This window comes from Bacillus sp. FJAT-27231, from assembly GCF_001183975.1.
GTDB classification, from domain to species: domain Bacteria; phylum Bacillota; class Bacilli; order Bacillales; family Domibacillaceae; genus Pseudobacillus; species Pseudobacillus wudalianchiensis.
Genome location: NZ_LFZU01000001.1, coordinates 2,483,683 through 2,500,366 on the forward strand (window position 1 = coordinate 2,483,683; position 16,684 = coordinate 2,500,366).

The window sequence follows — 16,684 nt, forward strand, 5'->3', positions numbered from 1 at the left end:
TTATTTTACAATATAATATGCAGATGCTTAAGAGCTTGCTTGTGAAGATACAAAAAAGACTCGAAATAAGGCGATAATCTTGAATGTAAATTAAAGAGGCTTTTTATTTATAAAGCTAATAAAAGGCTTTAGAGTACGCAAAAGCGTGATTACCTCTTTTTCATCCTTTTTCTGGCTAAAAGGACAGGTGGCGCCGCCTTTCTATCTCTGGATAAAACATAAAAAATTCAGCCATACTACCACAGAAGGTGGTGTAGTTACAAATGGACTTCCCTACTGTATATACAAACTTTTGGGACGCCGTTATTGCCGTTCCTATAGTAATGGCGCTAACACAGGTTATCAAAGTCTATTTTCATATCCCGAAAACGTTCGTTCCGCTTGTCGCTCTTTTGACTGGATTGCTCATCTCGATCTTTATCAGCCACAGAGGGCATATCACCGCTGGAATTTTCATGGGCTGGTTTTACGGGTATGCAGCTATCGGTTCTTATGCTGCTTTAAAAACAAATGTCCTTGCTTACCTAAAAAAAGTGCGGCGTGAGTAGTACGCGATCCCCTTACCACCCTATCGTCTGAAAGTGACTCTCTTAATCGTCACTTTCTTTAAATCCTTCTGTCTGCCCTCCACACTAACTTCTCTTCTCTTTTAAACCTCTGGACTCTCCTAGCCGCAAAGAGTGTAAATTAGAAAGTTAAATGCGAAACATGAAAGAACCTCTGCTATCCGTTATTTTTAATGCTCCCTCTTAAGCTTCATTTGATCGGATAACTTTTGGACTTCACCTTTATGTACTTATCTAATGGTACATTCAAACTCACCGTTCACAGGAATAAAATTGGAATTTTAAGGAGAAATTTTTCTCACGCTGCTGTTACGATAAAATAATTCGTGATAATATTAGAGAACTGAAAGAATTTTCTTCATCTTCTTAATCTAACAATCGATCCTTCTATACTTATCAATAGACGAACTACATAAGTAAGACGGAATTAAAGGAAGTGCCATAGTGTCCAATCAAAAAGTCTTATCAAATGACATCAGCCGTGATCATCTTCATGCTGATTGTGGCAATTGTTTTGGATTATGTTGCGTCGCCCTGCCCTTTGCAGCGTCAGCTGACTTCTCTTTCAACAAAGACGGAGGGAAGCCTTGTCCTAATCTGCAGGCAAATTACCGATGCAGCATTCATCAAAATCTTAGGCAAAAAGGCTTTCGAGGTTGTGCTGTTTATGAATGTTTTGGTGCCGGACAAAAGGTTTCTCAGATCACCTTTGAAGGAAAGGACTGGCGAGATCATCCAGATACAGCCAAACGAATGTTCGACGTATTTCCCGTTGTACAACAACTTCATGAGATGCTTTGGTATTTAACCGAAGCACTCACATTAAAAGCAGCCGTACCAATCTATCGCGAGCTTCACGACGCACTCAGCAAAACCGAAGAGCTTACTCTTCTTACTCCTGATGCTCTTGCTGAATTGGACATACCTGCACATCGAGCAGAAATAAATCTTCTGCTTTTACGCACTAGTCAGCTAGCACGTGCCGAATCTGTCCAACAGCCAAAAAGTGCTAAAAAGCAGCGAAAACCGATTGGCAGAGGAGCTGATCTGATCGGTGCTAATCTTAAAGAAGCGAACCTCCGTGGAGCTGATTTAAGAGGCGCACTGCTGATAGCTGCTGATCTGAGAGGGGCTGACCTTAGAGAAACCGATCTAATCGGTGCCGACTTTAGAGATGCCGATCTTAGTGGAGCTAACCTCTCGGGCAGCATCTTTCTCACTCAAGCGCAAATTAATGCAGCAAAAGGAGATTCAAAAACAACCTTGCCTTCCTCTCTGACTCGGCCCATACATTGGTCTGCGTCTAGAGCATAGAAATAAAAAAAACGATTTCCTGTAAAAAGGAAATCGTTTTTAAAATTACGATCTCTAACTATAAAACCGTCAAAAACATAGAAATTTGCGGAATATATGTGATGATGAACAAGTCAACAATCATGATCAGAATAAATGGCGTCACCGCTCGGATCAGCCTATCATATGACACGTCAGCAATTCCCTTCACAACAAACAAATCTAAGCCAACAGGCGGAGTAATAAGCCCTATCGACAAATTCACGACCATGACAAGACCGAAGAAAACCGGATCGATCCCTACTCCTATCGCAATGGGCAAAAGTAATGGGGTTAAAATAGTGATAGCTGCCGAAGCGTTCAAAAAGCAGCCGGCAATAAAGAAAATCACATTGAACAAAAGTAAAATAACATACTTATTGTCGGATATATTCATTATTTCAATGTTAAATATATGAGCATATCGGGGAAAAAGCGGAAGAAGTTTTGAAGGCTTCCTTACTGTTTTGCTTTACGTTTTAATTGACTAAGAAGATATTTTCAACTAGGCTATCTCCCCGCTTATTAGAATTCGACACTTTGGGTGATCAAGCGCTCTGGAAATTTCACATGCAGCTGTTCACCTATTTCAGCTAATTCTTTTTCTAAGCTGGCGGTTAGTTGAATGCCCGTTTTCTTGCGCATCTGCTCCTCTTTCTTTCTTCTTTCACCAGGGTAACGTATTTCATTAATCCCCGGCACCTTGGCGACCAGCTTCAGTTCTTTTAAAAGATTCTGGACCGACTGAAAGAACGTTTCTAAATCGGTAAACTTTTTAATGTCCATTAGAATAAAGAAATGTCCGACGTTTGCTTTATCTGCCTCTTTCTCGTTATATATATTGTTAACATGGGGACCAAAAGCCGCTCCGGAAAGCACTCCTGCCAACAGTTCTACTGCTAATGCCAATGCTGACCCTTTTGGCCCTCCCATTGGCAGGACAGCTCCTTCCAATGCAGCTTGCGGATCATTCGTCGGCTTTCCGAATCGATCAATTGCCCACCCATCGGGGATTGAATCTTTTTGCTGGACAGCGTTCATTATTTTCCCTCTTGCCACTACACTCGTCGATAAGTCAATAATGACAGGCGTGTCATTCCCTGTAGGAAAACCAAGAGCAATAGGATTTGTGCCGAAAAAAGCCTCCTTCCCTCCCCAAGGAGCTATGCCAGAAGGTGAATTTGTAAAACCTATACATATCATGTTCTGCTCACATGCTAATTGACAAAAGTAAGAAGCCGCCCCAAAATGATTGCTATTTTTAATAGCAATCGCCGCTATCCCTGATTGCTTTGCTATCTCCATTCCTTTCGTCAAAGCATGATAGCTCACTACATGGCCGAGCCCATTATCTCCATCTACGGTAAGTACTGAGCCGCCTCTTTCCAACTGGATAGCAGGAGCAGCATTTATCCGTTTATCCATTAACCTTTTCATATAGATAGGCAGCCGGCTGATGCCGTGGCTATCAACACCCTCTAGGTTTGCTTGAACTAATGATTCAGCTACGATACTAGCATCTGCTTCCGTTATCCCCACGCTTTTTAATACGGATTCACAAAAAAGCTTTAAATCAGATTCTGCATAACTGTACACAGCCTATCCTCCTTTTTCTTCATCTAAGCATGGTTATATAGTTTTTGTAGCCACCGCCTTCCAAGCAGCCAGTTTGTTGCGCGACAAATCCTTTGAAGCATAGAAGACCTTTCCTTAGCTCCCGCTTTATCCTAATAGCTTTTGTCCTTCCCATTTACCTTTTTAGTTTACTTCTATAAGTATGAATTAAGTTAAGGATCCTCCACTCTTTTATTAAGGCATCGATAAAATTCTATCTTTCTGGCGGAGAAATTCTTATGGGCTAAATAACAGGTTCAACCGTTTGCGTCATTTTATGAGCGTTTTCAGATTGCTGCTCTTCAAAGTTCAGCCATACTAAAAGCGCACCTGCCAGCAGGTGCGCTAATCATAAAAAATCAAGGAGTTCTACAGCAAGAAAAGAATTTTCTCTGCTTAGAAAGAATTATTTTAATTTTTCTTGTAAAGCTTTTTCCACATGGCCTGGTATATAATCAGATACGCTGCCATTATGAGAATAGATTTCCTTTACGATACTTGAACTAAGAAAAGAATATTTTTCACTCGAATGAATAAAAAAGGTTTCGGATCCTCTGTACAAGCTTTTATTCACCATCGCCATTTGTGCTTCGTACGCATAATCGGTTACCGTTCTTAATCCTTTTATGATCGCTCTAATATCATTTTTTCTCATGTAATCAATGAGCAGACCTTGAAATGCCGTCACTTTTACTTTCTCGTTTCCAGCGAACGTTCTTTCAATCAGCTCTCTTCTCTCATCGATGGAAAAGAGCGGACTTTTCTTAGAGTTCACCATGACAGCTACTACAATTTCATCGAAAAAATCACTTGCTCGATTAATGATATCAATGTGCCCGTTCGTAATCGGGTCAAAGCTTCCTGGATATATCGCTTTCATTTCGTTCTCCTGAGTTTTTTGTTCATCATAACATTCCAATAGCCTGATTGGAATAGTTTTTTCTTTTTAGCAGCAGTTTATCCTGTACTGGCTTATTCATTGCTTTTCTAACACTTTGATATGTAAAAAGGAAAGACCCCGATATTATTCATACCGGCTATCTTTCCGTGTATTTTGATTGAAGAGTTTCACTTTAGATGTTCCGCTATCTTCATGACTGCCTCGTGCCTTTTCATCTTTTTTAATTAATCCTTCCAATACTTCTAAAGCATCCTCAAATTCTTTATAGTTTATTTGCTTTGTCGCTAATAACGAACAAAGCATAGCATAAGCAATCGGTTTAGTATCCATTTCCACTATTACGTTCATATCAACATTCGAGTTCCCGCTGTTTGTAACTTCAGTTTGCGTCAACTCGTTATCAGCCATTCCCCTTCTCCCGAAAAAAGAAGAAGCAGCCATTCTTCCAAAAGGAGGCCTTTGCGGTTCTGCCATTTTATTTCCCCATTTCAATTTATTTTCAGGCAGAAAGAATGGTGGACTCTTTCTGCCCCCCAAAAATTAAATATCAAATCTCTGACTTTGTGCTTGTGCTTGATCTTGGTCTTGGTCTTGGTCCTGGTTTGAATTTGCTCTTGAATGTACTCTTGCAACAGAATCAGAATCTACATTGATGTCGAGACGGATCGTTGTATTGCCGCTGTTAGATACTCTAGCAATATTCGTATTACGGTCAATGTTTTTCAAATCGTTGTCATTATCATTGATGTTTCGCAAGTCAATTTCATCTTTAATTCTATTTTGTAGATTGCTTCTTACATCCACTTCGTCCTCAATGTTTACATTTGTTGTTGTTCGATTTTCTTCATTCGATCTTGAACCATTGTTGCCGCGGTTGTTTTTATTATGTTTGTTTTCGCCTGGGAACCATACTTCACTCATACTCATATTCTCTCCTCCTTTTTCCATTTCTTACTATAATGTATTCTTTATCTCTTTTTTTGAATGGACAAACCATTTAGGGGATTAGCTTGTTTTTAAAAAGATATTGTTTGTTCTTTATGAAAGGCTGACTGTATGAATAAAATAAAAGCATTCGCTTCATGATAAATATTGATTGTATTTATTCTATATTGGAAATGAGGATAGGCGGATGTACTATTATAAAGAAGAGTTAATCAATATGATTAAGCCTGATCAGCCAGATCCCGAGGCAGCAAAGGTATTACAGGAAATTTTAGGCGGGCACTTTGGAGAAATGAGAACGATGATGCAGTTTTTCTTTCAAAGTTCCAACTTTAGAGGAAAAGATACTCAATACCGCGACTTGCTTCGCGGCGTATTCTTAGAGGAAATTGCTCATGTGGAGCTTGTACAAAACACAATTAATCAATTGCTTAATGGCTCAGGTGAATCAGCTGTCCCAGGAAATGCAGGGATGGACGGTGCACCTCTTGATGATGCTGTCAAACATGCCAACCCCCATCATTATATTATCGGCGCCCAGGCCTCGCTTCCCGTTGATGCAAGCGGAAACCCCTGGAATGGATCGTGGGTATACAGCCATGGAAACCTTATTAGTGATCTGCTTGATAACTTAGTGCTTGAATCTACTGGTGTCCTGCAGAAGACACGTATTTATGAAATGAGCTCCAATCAAACGTTCCGAGAAACACTTGCTTTTCTAATTGTCCGGGACAACGCCCATCAAAACGCTTTTGCCAAAGCACTTGAGACACTAGGCGTTGACTGGGGCAAACTCTTCCCTGTTCCGAATTATGACATTAATAAATATCCGGAATGCAGAAAGTACGTAGAGATGGGGTATCATAATGCCCAATTTAACTTCAGGTTGGATCCAACAAGAATCGGTGAAATCTTTCAGGGAGAATCGCCAAGCCGGAATAAAGGAGAACTTGCAGTAGTCGATCCGCCGAAGGGGTTCCCTGTTCCAATGCTTCCTGAAATGCCTAATGAGCATAGCCCAGGAACAAAAGACATGAACTTCTAATAAAAAGAAAATTTTCGTTACGTCATTTCCTTTTGACTAACTATCTAAAACATACTAGAGGACGGCTCTTTAAAAGCAGCTAATGCTGCCAGCAAGAGCTGGCCTTTTCCATTTTTTGATCGCTTTTATATATTACCCATTAGTTAATAGTCATTTTTCGACTTAATTTGACTCCTTTCATTGCTATTTAAGTTGCCCCCGCGCAAAATCAATAGTAATATATCCTTAGACCTTTAGTTTTATATACTATTTCTTTATCGCCTTGTTTTAGGCGTCTAGCGGTTAATCTATTAAAATACAGTTTTTAAAATCTTACTATTATTCATTGAAGGGCAAAACCCGTGAAAGCGGGCGACGCAAAGCCACGGGCCTACAGCAGTGCTCCTGCCAAGGCAGCCGGGTTGCCAAATTGAGTTCACCTCAGCTTATATATAGAAAGATGGCCTTCTCTGAATGTATTTTAAACTCTTAGCGAAGGTGTGAAATATGAATAAATCAGTATTAATAGCAGATGACTCTCTTTTCATGAGAACTTGGCTGAAGAGCATTCTGACAGCTCATAACTATGAAATATTCGAAGCTGCTGATGGTGCAGAAGCTATAGCCGCGTATGCGCTTTACAAGCCTAGTCTCGTTCTCATGGATATCACGATGAATAAATTAAATGGCTTGGAGGCGCTGAAAAAAATTATAGAATTTGACCCTTCTGCCAAAGTAGTGATGTGCTCCTCTCTCGGTCAAAAACAACTAATTATAGAAGCATTGAAGTTAGGAGCTAAGGACTTCATTGTAAAACCATATTTCGATCAGTTAATCCCTATATTAGACAACATTGAGTAACCTCCCCAAGAGGGTGCCGTGCAATCGCATCCTCTTTTTCTAGCCATTTATGATTCTCTCTTATTTTTTATTCTCTCGCCTCTGTTTCATTGTCTTCTCAAACTATCATTCATTTAAAGCAAATTTAAAAATTAGAAGAGTCATCAGCATCACCTTCCCTTTCCAAATATGTATGGCAGAATTAAAATAGAACTAGTAAGCTAAAAGCAGAAAGGCGGAAAATATGAATGAAAGATGAACAATATCCGATTGGTTTGTTTGAATGTCCACATAACATATTAGAGGAGGACCTTCACTATTGGATCGGTGACATAAGATCTTTGCCAAACCGTTTAAAAGCTTTAACCAAAAATTTAGATAAAAAAGAACTAGGTTATACATATCGAGAGGGAAGCTGGACCATTCAACAATTAGTTCATCATATTGCTGATAGCCACATGAATGGCTATATTCGCATGAAATTGGCTTTGACAGAAGAAATTCCAACGATCAAAACATATGAGGAGTCAAAATGGATAGAGCTATATGACTCTGAGCTGCCTATTAACATTTCGTTAAGCTTACTAGAAGGATTGCACGCAAAATGGGCCTGTTTATTAGAACATTTAACACCTGTTCAACTGCAAAGACAGTACAAGTATCCTAATGGAGATGTTATGAGAATCGAACAAAGTATTGCTCTTTATGCCTGGCACGGTAATCATCATTTAGCCCATGTCCAGCATGCTTTAAATCGTTAAGAAAACGTTAGTTGCAAGCATGGGGTTTCTTCTAATTTAATCAAATGATGTAACTTTTTGGTTACTTCTGTCGAACCTCTTTCTCTTCTTTTTTTCAAGTTGTATAATATATCCGAACGCACACGAACGTGTACTTTCAGATATATGATTAGGAGAGATAGACGTTGATTATCCAGGAAACACTTGAAGAGTTAATGATTCAAATTAATACTGTTCGTCATTTAATGATTTCAACCGGGCTGCAAAAAGGGCTTAATGATTATGAAACTTTAAAATACAGTGAAGAACTGGACAAGCTTATTAATAAATATCAATTAGTTACTTGGCCATGCCATCCTAAGACAACTTAAGAAATCTCTCCCGTTTACATACTTTATAGTTTACTTCTTTGCCAATAGCGAGAAATTTCTCTATCTTTTTGCATATCCCGCCTATTTTTGGGTAAATTACTTGCAATCAGGGTTACACGGCATCCACCTTCACACACCACCAAGAATAACCTTGATTAGCCAGGCGCAGGCCTGGCTTTTTGCTATTTATTATTGTTGTGATTCAGCAATCCTAGTTCGTGATCATCTCTATTATTCATTATGTTATAAGAACGGAACTATTTTCCTGGTTATTACCAAACAAAAATATCCATTTATCTCCAATTAACTAACTAAATACAATAGAAGCTCATCAGCCTTTCCGTCTATCCCCCATGTTCCCTGCTGACGAAATACCTTTTAAGTAAAATAATCATTAAGACTCTTTCATTTGTTACAAACATATTTCATAATTATATTTTGTGGAACGCTGTTACAAAGGAGAATGGTCTTGATTCCAGTTGAACTTATTTGTCATGAACTTAAACGGCTAACGGATGATTATTACAAATGTGAGAATCCTACTATCAGAGAACAGATACATTCTGATATTAAACTTTTAAGCACAGCCTTATTTCTTGTTGGCCAGTATGAGTAAAAGCTATTAATTCCTCTTTTAACCGGTTCGTTCTTTTAAGACTCACCGCTTTAAAACTGGCTGCCTCTTCCCAAAAATGGGCAGGAGCCAGTTTTTGTTTACCTTATTCTTTGCATCCATCCAAACTTCCCCTCATGTGCCTGTGCAGGTTTTGTCTGTTCACACAATATTCTTCATCATTCATCTACTTTCTTCCATAGAGCTATCTGTAAGTGCACGGAACCAGCTTTTGTCCTCTGAATCTAATGCCATATTGATATGCAGACGTACTAAGTCCTTCATATCTTCCGAAAGAAGCTGACTGTCTGCTTCGGCGAGCTGATGATGACTAAATCGCTTCTCACCTTCTACTTTTCCATTTTTCACTACACAAACAAGTGCTCCATAAGAATCCGATTCCAGAATAAATCCTTTTGCATTGTAGGATGTAATGTCTACCCATTTACCTTCTGTATACATCATGGTCGCCTCCTTTTTAACAGACTCTCCACTTTTTTCTAATTTTAGTCGCTCAAAAAGAAGCTGACGGTTAAATCTATAGGTTTCAGCATACCTATGATGAATGTAGGTCTATTCTTTCTGGCTATGGTTCGTTAGGCTCTTTCATTCCTTTTTATAAAATTAATGGAAGAAGTATTAAATCACTAAAGGTTATATTCAATAGATGAAAATTTTGTTAGGATATAGATTGTGAAAGCCATGGGAGGAAAAGTCAAATGGATCATAAATTATCATTAATATTTATTGGTATAGCCGCCTCATTGTGGGGAATTATCGGGGCGTTTGTTACGTATCTCTACGAGCTGGGATTTACCCCTGTTCAAGTGGTCGCGCTGCGTTCCCTAACGGCTGCTTTATTCCTAGTCGTCTACACTTTTTTTAAAAATCGCGATCTGTTAAAAATTAAGGCAGCCGACAGTAAATATTTTGTAGGGACCGGGATTATCAGTATTGTCTTTTTTAATTGGTGTTTGTTTAGTGCGATTGAAGAAACATCCATTTCAATTGCCTCTATTCTTCTTTATACAGCACCTGCTTTCGTCGTTCTTTTCTCTAGATTGTTATTTAAAGAATCGCTGACAGTTCGTAAGCTTTCCGCCCTCCTGATTACCTTTATCGGTTGTTCGTTTGTCATTGGGATTTTACCTGCTATGAATGAGACCATCTCTTTTTACGGTTTTATTCTTGGGCTTGGATCCGGTTTATTTTACGCACTTTACAGTATATTCGGGAAATTTGCTCTTAAAAAGTATGATTCTTTGACTGTTACGGTCTTTACTTTTCTGTTTGCCGCAGCAGCTATTACGCCATTCAGCGGCGTCTGGCAAGCCGGAACTTTATTATTAAATATGAAAGCTTGGGTATACATAATTGGACTAGGTTTCTTTTCAACTGCGTTGCCATTCATCCTTTATACGAAAGGATTAAGCCGGGTAGAGTCTAGCCAAGCGTCCATCATAGCCACGATTGAACCTGTTGTGGCCTCTCTCGTAGGGTTTTTAATTTTTCATGAAAAGTTAAATGTCTGGCAATATCTTGGCATTGTCTTGGTGATTGCAGCTGTCATTATTGTTCAAGAATCCGCAAAAAAAAGAGAGAAGCAAACAATCATTTCAAAGAGATCTTCCTCTTAATTACTGAACGCCCTCACATTAGCCGGGGCGTTCTCCTTTACGTTCAGATCACTTTTTATCTATGTGTCACCAACAAGCATAACAGCATACGCTATAAATAAGGAGGCGATCTGTTTTATGAAAAGATATCCCTATAATGATACGAAAGTCAATTCCTTATTCCCGCCCGGCCAGTATTCGTACTCCAGTACATTCCCTTCAATTATGCAAAGCTTGTCCCCCTCTTATACTATCCAAGCGGAGCCTGTGTTTCTAGATCACTTGCTCACATATGTAGGCGAGAATATCCATGTTGCTACTGTAAATGAGTCACTAGAGGGGACTTTAACAAGTGTGGCAATTGATCACTTACAGCTGACTGTGGATGATATAAACTATCATATTCGTTATCCCCATATTATTTACTTCAGAAAGATGTAATCTTCCTCTTAAAATAACGTCTCAAAACGCTCAGACTGATAACAAACGTTCGTTTTTTTTCATTGCTTCCCTGCAATGCTTACGCCCTTTACTTTGTCAGGTGTCCCATCCTGGAAGATAATCGTTTTCAACTAGCTTGCAGCATTGAAAACAACCTATGTCTACACCCTCCCTTTGTTTATATGAGCCTCTGCATTATTTCGAACCATTAATTGTATGAATATCCCTTAAAGTATGCTATGGTTATGTATAGAAATGCATCTATTGGAACTTCGCTTAAGTCCTTTCCATTATATTAAGAAAGGAGAGCTAGGATGTCAGTAGATAAGTTAAAAGAGATGTTAGAACTGTTGCGCTATTACAATACTGTAGAAATTACCCACACTTTCAGACATGGTGATCAGCCTTTTTTATCCGTCTGCTGCCTAAAAAATACTATTACCTTCCAAATAACCAATATAGAAGAACAAACTGTTCATCATTATAATTGCTTAGAAGAAGCTGCCATAGCGATAGAAAAATTAATTTCTTTTAGGAAACCCTCTTAAAATGTTTAGGGTTTTTTTATTTTTTTTACATCACCTTTCTTATTAATCTCTTTTGCGAGGTTTATTTTCTTTTTTAACGGGTAAACATAAAATTACCGTTTATGGATATACTTTCTTAATACTAAAAAGAAAGGAGCGATGAAGATGGCACCTATCGATTATTTCGCTTGGACTGTTTCTATGCTGTTAGGCATTGGATTTGTTAGCTCTTTAGCTACTTTATCTAGAAGGCCAAAATTCTTTTCTAAAAGCGAGAAAAAGTCTTCCCATACGAGTGAATAAAAGTTCTCCACATGCTCTTCCAACTGCAATCATCAACTATATACTCAACCAAACCTTCGTTTCCTTTCTATGCAAATTCCAGCAGCACATACAAGGAGAAGACTGCCTATGCAGTCTTCTTTTTTATGCCAACGGTAACAAAATAAGAAAATGATGAAAAAATTTATCCGATGAGTAAAAAAGACAAGCACTTTTGTCGATCTATATAGTGAACGATTAACTTCCAGGGGGAATGCCGTCATGAAGAAAATAATGATTAAGATTGCAGGATGCGCACTGGCATTTAGCTTAGCTGCTGCTCCTACAGTAGATGCAGCCAAACCAGTGACGAAAGGAAAGGTTACCGCTGTCAGCAAAGCGCCTCAAAAAGAAACGGCCAAACAAAAAGCTGCAACCCAACAGCTAACAGCGGTTAATAGGAATATAGACAAAGTAGAGAAAAATGTAGCTAGCCTTACGAATAAAATAGATGAGTTTTACGCAGCCTCTGCCACTAAAGAAACTGAAAAAGGCTTTTTTAAAAGCTTCTCTGCTAAATTAAATGCAAACTCTAAGCAGCTGGATAGCTATAAAAAGCAAATTGATCAAGTTGCTAGAAAATACGGCAAAACGCCTGCCGTAATAGACACTTATACTAAAGTTTCAAATGTTCAAACGACCATTCAAGAAGAAGTGAATCACTTAATAGAACTTCATCAAAATTTTATTCCTGAACAAACTGCAGAACTACCAGCAGAATTCTAATAAATAAAGACAAGCTTTGGTTCTTTTCCAAGCTTGTCTTTTCTATTTAATATAAGCAGATCCATTATTTTATAAGTCCAACATTCAATTTATTTTTAAATTGCTTTTCCTTTAATACGTTCATTTTGCGCTTCCCACTCCTCTCTTAAGAGGGCCATTTCAACATTATTCCAATATTCACTATCGTTCAGTTTACACACTTGGCGGTGGATTCCTTCTCTTTTAAATCCTAACCTCTCATAACAAGTAATAGCCGCTTTATTAAAATCAAACACTCCTAAGCTTACTCGATTTAACTGCAATTCATCGAAAGCAAAAGGAAGTACTTGATGAAACATTTGTTTAGCCATCCCTTTTCCACGATATTTTTTATAAACAAGTACATAACTGATTCGGCCTAATTCGTGAACATGATCAATCTCTCTTAACGCAATATGACCGACTGTCTCGTTTGAAAGTGGATCTACCGCTTTATAAATATAGCTGCCTTTCTTTTGTTCCATCTCTAAGTAACGCTCAAGTTGTTCTTTTGTCAATGGATAGCTATATGCTCTTCCTGACCACTGCATCATTAATTGTGGAGAATCTATTTCCTTTATTAATCCATCTATATCTCTTTCTGTAAAAGGGATTAACTGAATCATCACATCCGCTCCTGTCCCAAGCCTCTATTATTCTTTTCCATATTCATGCTATCTATTTCCCCTTTGAGCTATTTAAAAACCCCTCTATTGATTCTTTTGCAACGTTCTTGTGACAATATTCAAACGAAGAAAACCCGGATCTCTCCAGGCTTTCTTCTTTTGTCATTCTTCATGATTTGATGAGTTTTGCTGAATATTTACATGCTGCGGACGCCGCGGGTAGTTTCCCTTCTCTGAATCATCCGGGCCTGTAAGCGTTCCTCTTTGATCGAGATTTCCATATTCAATCTGGGTTCTCAGTTCGTTTTGCTTCTCTCTTGCCATCATGCTCACCTTTCTCTATAAGAATTCATCCTTCATTATTGACACAGCAAGCTAGACACAAGGACGACAATGTCTATACTTTTTTACTATTTTTTTCTAATCTGTACGACTGTCCAATCGCTTACATTCATTTTTCATATGATGTAGTAACTTCACTAAAAGGAGGTGGAATATATGGGCTACGGTTATGGTGGCGGTTACGGCGGCGGCTGCGGCTTCGCGTTGATCGTTGTGTTGTTTATCCTTTTAATTATCATTGGTGCGTCCTTCATGGGCGGTTACGGTTACTAATTGGCAATCTTGTCTTAAAATGAGCTGCAGTTCATCTTCCTCTTTTTAATCCGCCCTCTCTGTTACCCCTTTTTCGTTCGAAAACCAGACAATACCGATAAGGTGCTGTCTGGTTTGTTTTTTTGTTCATTCCATGTACAAGCTGGTTCATTATTTGCTCACGCCCTTATCTTTTCCTAAATGCCCATCTTGCATTCCATTTTCCGATGCCATCATTTTCATGGATAAATTCTTTGGTTTAAGTCAAGTTAATAATGTCGATAGATGGTTTCAAGCACCTGTCGGCTGATTATCCAAAACGTTATCGACTGTCCAAAAGAAAGTTAGGAGGAAGACGCATGATCAGAAAAAGAAATAATGAGCAAAATCCGCAGAATCGTGAAAGAGAATTAGGCTTTGACAATTTAAACGTGGAATTTTCAATGGAAGATGATGTGCGGTTTCTTAACGGTTACAACAATGAGAACAACCGTAATCCTCAAAACTGCAACGACCAAAACTGCTGATTATCGTTCTTCTTTCGGTAACGTTTATCAACCAATCATACCATTATGCTGGCAACGATAGGAGGAACGATACATGGAAATTCGTGAAGGCTTGATCCCAGCTGCTTTAGGTACGGCTGTTACTGCTGCAGGATATGCTCTTAAGCAAAAAAACGGTTCAAACAAAATGATTGCCAACACGATTTTTGGCTTTGGTCTCGCACATATTGTTTTAGGTTCTATCGACTTAGTCCAGCATCGTCAGTAACCTATTAAAGGCAGGCATACACTGCCTGCCTTAATCTGTCGCTTTCTTCTCTGCTCGCTTGACTGCGATGCTCTTGACCTCTTTTGGCTACTCCGCTCCTCTTCAGGTTTGCACCTCGGAGGACAAACGATTTCAATCAGCCCCGTGATATATAAAGCAGCCTTTGTGTACAATCTTAGGCAGATATAGATTGGCTGCCTGTTTTATCTCGTGAAAAAATTCTTTTTCTATAGCATGAAAAAGAATTTTTTAAAAGTAGTTTATTTAATTCTCAAATACTCTGTCAGTTACTTTCACAAATTCCCATAAATGTTCAATCGGGCAGATTCCATAACGCGGTGTATGTGTAAATTCATAGCAGGCATAATTTTTCCAGCTGTGAAGGTTTACTTTTATTTCTTTCTGTTCGTCCTCTAACCAAACAAACTTCCAATTCCCATTCAACAGATGGAGCAGCTGATCACTGGTTTTTACAATTTCAAACGAACTGAATAAATCCGCCATTCTTCCGCCTCCTTATTCACTTACTGTATATCTTCTTCATTTATATGTAAATTCCTTCTAAAAAATCTTCCCGACCTTTACATCTTCCTTCTCTTAGTATCCTATGACAGAACGCGTCAGAAAAGACTGGTTCATCGTGTAATATTATTAGAACTTTTGTCGAATACCTTTCTAAAGGCGACAGAAGCGTCCATAATATGTAATGTTGTGCTTTCTTCGTAAAATATATTGATTCAGGAGAGTTTAGAAATGAAGAGACATGAAATGTTCAATGACTTAGTAGCTGAAATTAATTCAAAACGAAAACTGATGATTAAAGTTGGGATGGCTAAGGGACTTCATCACTTTGAAACGATTCAATACAGCGAAGAATTGGACAAACTAATTTATAAATATCAATCGTTGATCAAGCTTCCTAACAACTGATTGCTTCACTATCCTCACCTCCCGCCCGCTTACTTAAAAAGAAACTTAGGCAAAAACGAAGGAATATGAGATAATAGGAAGAGAACGAAAAATAAACTATAGGAAGTGACAAGATGGCTTATTATAATAACAGACGAGAAGAGCCCTTGCCAAGTGAAGATATTAGCACATGGGAATGCACGTCGGAAAATTGTAATGGATGGATGCGAAAGGCTTTCTCCTCTGTCGAAACGCCTGTCTGCCCATTTTGTAAAAGCCCAATGGAAAGCGGCACAAGGCATACTCATCCTTTGACAAACAATAGCATACATAAAGAATAAATGGAATCAATCATTAAAAACGGAAAAAGTTTATCTTCCACCTTACCAGGCTGATTGAAAATGGGCGAGTGACTTGAAAAACCGCCCATCAGCAGCCTGGTTCTTTTCTGCTTTTTACTCATACGGTATAAGATAGAATCCTTTGTTTTCCGTCCACTCTCCATAGAAAACGTCAGTTAGACAATCGATTCCCTCTTTTTTTAGTTCTGATAGCAGCCACTCTTTATCTTTCCCTACTTTGTCTAACTCTTTTTCATCTATTCTTCCCTCGTCTACCAGTAAATACGTTGGTTTATTTTCCTCTGGTGTAATATTTAGCATAGCTGGTGTAACAGGAGCTTCCTTCACTTTTGGAAGCACACTTAATGTTCCTCCTGTTTCAAGCGTAGCATGCTCGACTTCCGTTAACGAAAAGTACCCCTGTCTTCGAAGCAATGTCCGCAGCTGCTCTATTTCTATATAATTTTTCTTTAATTCCTTTACATCAACTTTTCCCTTCACAATGATATCGGATGATTCCCCCTTGAGCAGTTTTCTCAGCCAATCTGACTTCATCACCATTCGTTCGATCAAGTAAATGAGGACTCCCCATAGTAAAACAGCGTATAAAATTTGAAAGACGGAGATTTTCTCGTCGAATATTCCTTCTTCTAAAAAACTTCCAAGGAGAATTAAATAGACAAGGTCGAAAGGTGTGATTTGTGCTAATCCTTTTTTTCCAAGCACTCGAATAACAACTAGTAAACTCACTAATCCAATTATCATCTTTAAAGTAATATCTAGATACATATACTTACCTCCTAGAGCCATTTCTATCGCATCTTCATTACCCCATTCCCTATTTA

Annotated in this window: 26 protein-coding genes and 1 riboswitch; of the genes, 16 read left to right on the forward strand and 10 right to left on the reverse strand. The window is 38.5% G+C overall.

Annotated elements, in window-relative coordinates; all coding sequences use genetic code 11:
* The first annotated feature begins 263 nt into the window (after positions 1-263).
* Together AC623_RS11805 and AC623_RS11810 are read left to right on the forward strand one after the other, a co-directional pair.
* Positions 264-548: a hypothetical protein gene (locus tag AC623_RS11805; RefSeq protein ID WP_049662696.1), complete on the forward strand. Its 285-nt coding sequence runs from the start codon at positions 264-266 to the stop codon at positions 546-548.
* Positions 549-1,007: 459 nt separating this feature from the next.
* The gene (locus AC623_RS11810; protein ID WP_049662697.1) at positions 1,008-1,880 is read left to right on the forward strand and encodes a pentapeptide repeat-containing protein; all 873 of its coding nucleotides are present in this window, start codon (positions 1,008-1,010) and stop codon (positions 1,878-1,880) included.
* 58 nt (positions 1,881-1,938) lie between these two features.
* On the opposite strand, the gene AC623_RS21080 is transcribed toward AC623_RS11810, so the two are convergent.
* From AC623_RS21080 to AC623_RS20795, 5 genes are all read right to left on the reverse strand, one after another.
* A complete protein-coding gene (locus AC623_RS21080; RefSeq protein ID WP_231603493.1) occupies positions 1,939-2,295 on the reverse strand; it encodes a TRAP transporter large permease subunit in 357 nt (118 codons plus the stop codon).
* Between the two features lie 128 nt (positions 2,296-2,423).
* Complete coding sequence (locus AC623_RS11825; protein ID WP_049662702.1) at positions 2,424-3,494, reverse strand: Ldh family oxidoreductase; 1,071 nt, start codon at positions 3,492-3,494, stop codon at positions 2,424-2,426.
* A 424-nt stretch (positions 3,495-3,918) separates the two neighbouring features.
* The gene (coaD, locus tag AC623_RS11830; protein ID WP_049662705.1) at positions 3,919-4,392 is read right to left on the reverse strand and encodes a pantetheine-phosphate adenylyltransferase; all 474 of its coding nucleotides are present in this window, start codon (positions 4,390-4,392) and stop codon (positions 3,919-3,921) included.
* A gap of 144 nt (positions 4,393-4,536) precedes the next feature.
* Complete coding sequence (locus AC623_RS21505) at positions 4,537-4,887, reverse strand: hypothetical protein (protein ID WP_049662706.1); 351 nt, start codon at positions 4,885-4,887, stop codon at positions 4,537-4,539.
* 66 nt (positions 4,888-4,953) lie between these two features.
* Complete coding sequence (locus tag AC623_RS20795) at positions 4,954-5,340, reverse strand: hypothetical protein (RefSeq protein ID WP_053104134.1); 387 nt, start codon at positions 5,338-5,340, stop codon at positions 4,954-4,956.
* Between the two features lie 205 nt (positions 5,341-5,545).
* Here AC623_RS20795 and AC623_RS11845 point away from each other — a divergent pair, with 205 nt between their 5' ends.
* The 4 genes from AC623_RS11845 to AC623_RS11860 all read left to right on the forward strand — a co-directional run bounded on the left by AC623_RS11845 (position 5,546) and on the right by AC623_RS11860 (position 8,333).
* Positions 5,546-6,403: a manganese catalase family protein gene (locus AC623_RS11845; RefSeq protein ID WP_049662708.1), complete on the forward strand. Its 858-nt coding sequence runs from the start codon at positions 5,546-5,548 to the stop codon at positions 6,401-6,403.
* A 321-nt stretch (positions 6,404-6,724) separates the two neighbouring features.
* Positions 6,725-6,812, forward strand: a riboswitch (cyclic di-GMP riboswitch).
* 77 nt (positions 6,813-6,889) lie between these two features.
* Positions 6,890-7,243: a response regulator gene (locus tag AC623_RS11850; RefSeq protein ID WP_049662709.1), complete on the forward strand. Its 354-nt coding sequence runs from the start codon at positions 6,890-6,892 to the stop codon at positions 7,241-7,243.
* A 227-nt stretch (positions 7,244-7,470) separates the two neighbouring features.
* On the forward strand, positions 7,471-7,983 hold the full coding sequence (locus tag AC623_RS11855; protein ID WP_049662711.1) for a YfiT family bacillithiol transferase: 513 nt from the start codon (positions 7,471-7,473) through the stop codon (positions 7,981-7,983).
* Positions 7,984-8,147: 164 nt separating this feature from the next.
* A complete protein-coding gene (locus tag AC623_RS11860) occupies positions 8,148-8,333 on the forward strand; it encodes an aspartyl-phosphate phosphatase Spo0E family protein (protein WP_049662712.1) in 186 nt (61 codons plus the stop codon).
* Positions 8,334-9,129: 796 nt separating this feature from the next.
* On the opposite strand, the gene AC623_RS11865 is transcribed toward AC623_RS11860, so the two are convergent.
* Complete coding sequence (locus AC623_RS11865) at positions 9,130-9,411, reverse strand: hypothetical protein (RefSeq protein WP_156187036.1); 282 nt, start codon at positions 9,409-9,411, stop codon at positions 9,130-9,132.
* Between the two features lie 254 nt (positions 9,412-9,665).
* Here AC623_RS11865 and AC623_RS11870 point away from each other — a divergent pair, with 254 nt between their 5' ends.
* From AC623_RS11870 to AC623_RS11885, 5 genes are all read left to right on the forward strand, one after another.
* A complete protein-coding gene (locus AC623_RS11870; RefSeq protein ID WP_049662717.1) occupies positions 9,666-10,583 on the forward strand; it encodes a DMT family transporter in 918 nt (305 codons plus the stop codon).
* A gap of 117 nt (positions 10,584-10,700) precedes the next feature.
* Positions 10,701-11,003 (forward strand): DUF2642 domain-containing protein, encoded by a 303-nt coding sequence (locus tag AC623_RS20800; RefSeq protein WP_053104136.1) that lies wholly within the window; start codon positions 10,701-10,703, stop codon positions 11,001-11,003.
* Positions 11,004-11,317: 314 nt separating this feature from the next.
* Positions 11,318-11,551: a hypothetical protein gene (locus AC623_RS11880; protein WP_049662723.1), complete on the forward strand. Its 234-nt coding sequence runs from the start codon at positions 11,318-11,320 to the stop codon at positions 11,549-11,551.
* A 144-nt stretch (positions 11,552-11,695) separates the two neighbouring features.
* On the forward strand, positions 11,696-11,833 hold the full coding sequence (locus tag AC623_RS21775) for a hypothetical protein (protein ID WP_197090967.1): 138 nt from the start codon (positions 11,696-11,698) through the stop codon (positions 11,831-11,833).
* A 240-nt stretch (positions 11,834-12,073) separates the two neighbouring features.
* The gene (locus tag AC623_RS11885; RefSeq protein WP_049662728.1) at positions 12,074-12,577 is read left to right on the forward strand and encodes a hypothetical protein; all 504 of its coding nucleotides are present in this window, start codon (positions 12,074-12,076) and stop codon (positions 12,575-12,577) included.
* Between the two features lie 95 nt (positions 12,578-12,672).
* Here AC623_RS11885 and AC623_RS11890 read toward each other — a convergent pair whose 3' ends face one another.
* Both AC623_RS11890 and AC623_RS21510 read right to left on the reverse strand, forming a co-directional pair.
* On the reverse strand, positions 12,673-13,221 hold the full coding sequence (locus AC623_RS11890) for a GNAT family N-acetyltransferase (protein ID WP_049662730.1): 549 nt from the start codon (positions 13,219-13,221) through the stop codon (positions 12,673-12,675).
* Positions 13,222-13,383: 162 nt separating this feature from the next.
* Entirely contained in the window at positions 13,384-13,545 is a 162-nt protein-coding gene (locus AC623_RS21510) for a hypothetical protein (RefSeq protein ID WP_156187037.1), read from the reverse strand.
* A 174-nt stretch (positions 13,546-13,719) separates the two neighbouring features.
* Between AC623_RS21510 and AC623_RS21090 the strand changes: the two genes are divergently transcribed.
* The 3 genes from AC623_RS21090 (at position 13,720) to AC623_RS11895 (ending at position 14,589) form a co-directional block, all read left to right on the forward strand.
* Complete coding sequence (locus AC623_RS21090; protein WP_077247194.1) at positions 13,720-13,836, forward strand: YjcZ family sporulation protein; 117 nt, start codon at positions 13,720-13,722, stop codon at positions 13,834-13,836.
* Between the two features lie 338 nt (positions 13,837-14,174).
* Complete coding sequence (locus AC623_RS21515; protein ID WP_156187038.1) at positions 14,175-14,342, forward strand: hypothetical protein; 168 nt, start codon at positions 14,175-14,177, stop codon at positions 14,340-14,342.
* Positions 14,343-14,415: 73 nt separating this feature from the next.
* Positions 14,416-14,589, forward strand: a complete 174-nt coding sequence (locus AC623_RS11895; protein WP_049662732.1) for a hypothetical protein — start codon at positions 14,416-14,418, stop codon at positions 14,587-14,589.
* Between the two features lie 264 nt (positions 14,590-14,853).
* On the opposite strand, the gene AC623_RS11900 is transcribed toward AC623_RS11895, so the two are convergent.
* Positions 14,854-15,093, reverse strand: a complete 240-nt coding sequence (locus AC623_RS11900) for a hypothetical protein (protein WP_049662735.1) — start codon at positions 15,091-15,093, stop codon at positions 14,854-14,856.
* 249 nt (positions 15,094-15,342) lie between these two features.
* Between AC623_RS11900 and AC623_RS21095 the strand changes: the two genes are divergently transcribed.
* Entirely contained in the window at positions 15,343-15,519 is a 177-nt protein-coding gene (locus AC623_RS21095; protein WP_082174408.1) for an aspartyl-phosphate phosphatase Spo0E family protein, read from the forward strand.
* Between the two features lie 113 nt (positions 15,520-15,632).
* On the forward strand, positions 15,633-15,839 hold the full coding sequence (locus AC623_RS21100; RefSeq protein WP_077247192.1) for a cold-shock protein: 207 nt from the start codon (positions 15,633-15,635) through the stop codon (positions 15,837-15,839).
* 114 nt (positions 15,840-15,953) lie between these two features.
* On the opposite strand, the gene AC623_RS11905 is transcribed toward AC623_RS21100, so the two are convergent.
* On the reverse strand, positions 15,954-16,628 hold the full coding sequence (locus AC623_RS11905; protein ID WP_049662737.1) for a DUF421 domain-containing protein: 675 nt from the start codon (positions 16,626-16,628) through the stop codon (positions 15,954-15,956).
* Positions 16,629-16,684 lie beyond the last annotated feature (56 nt).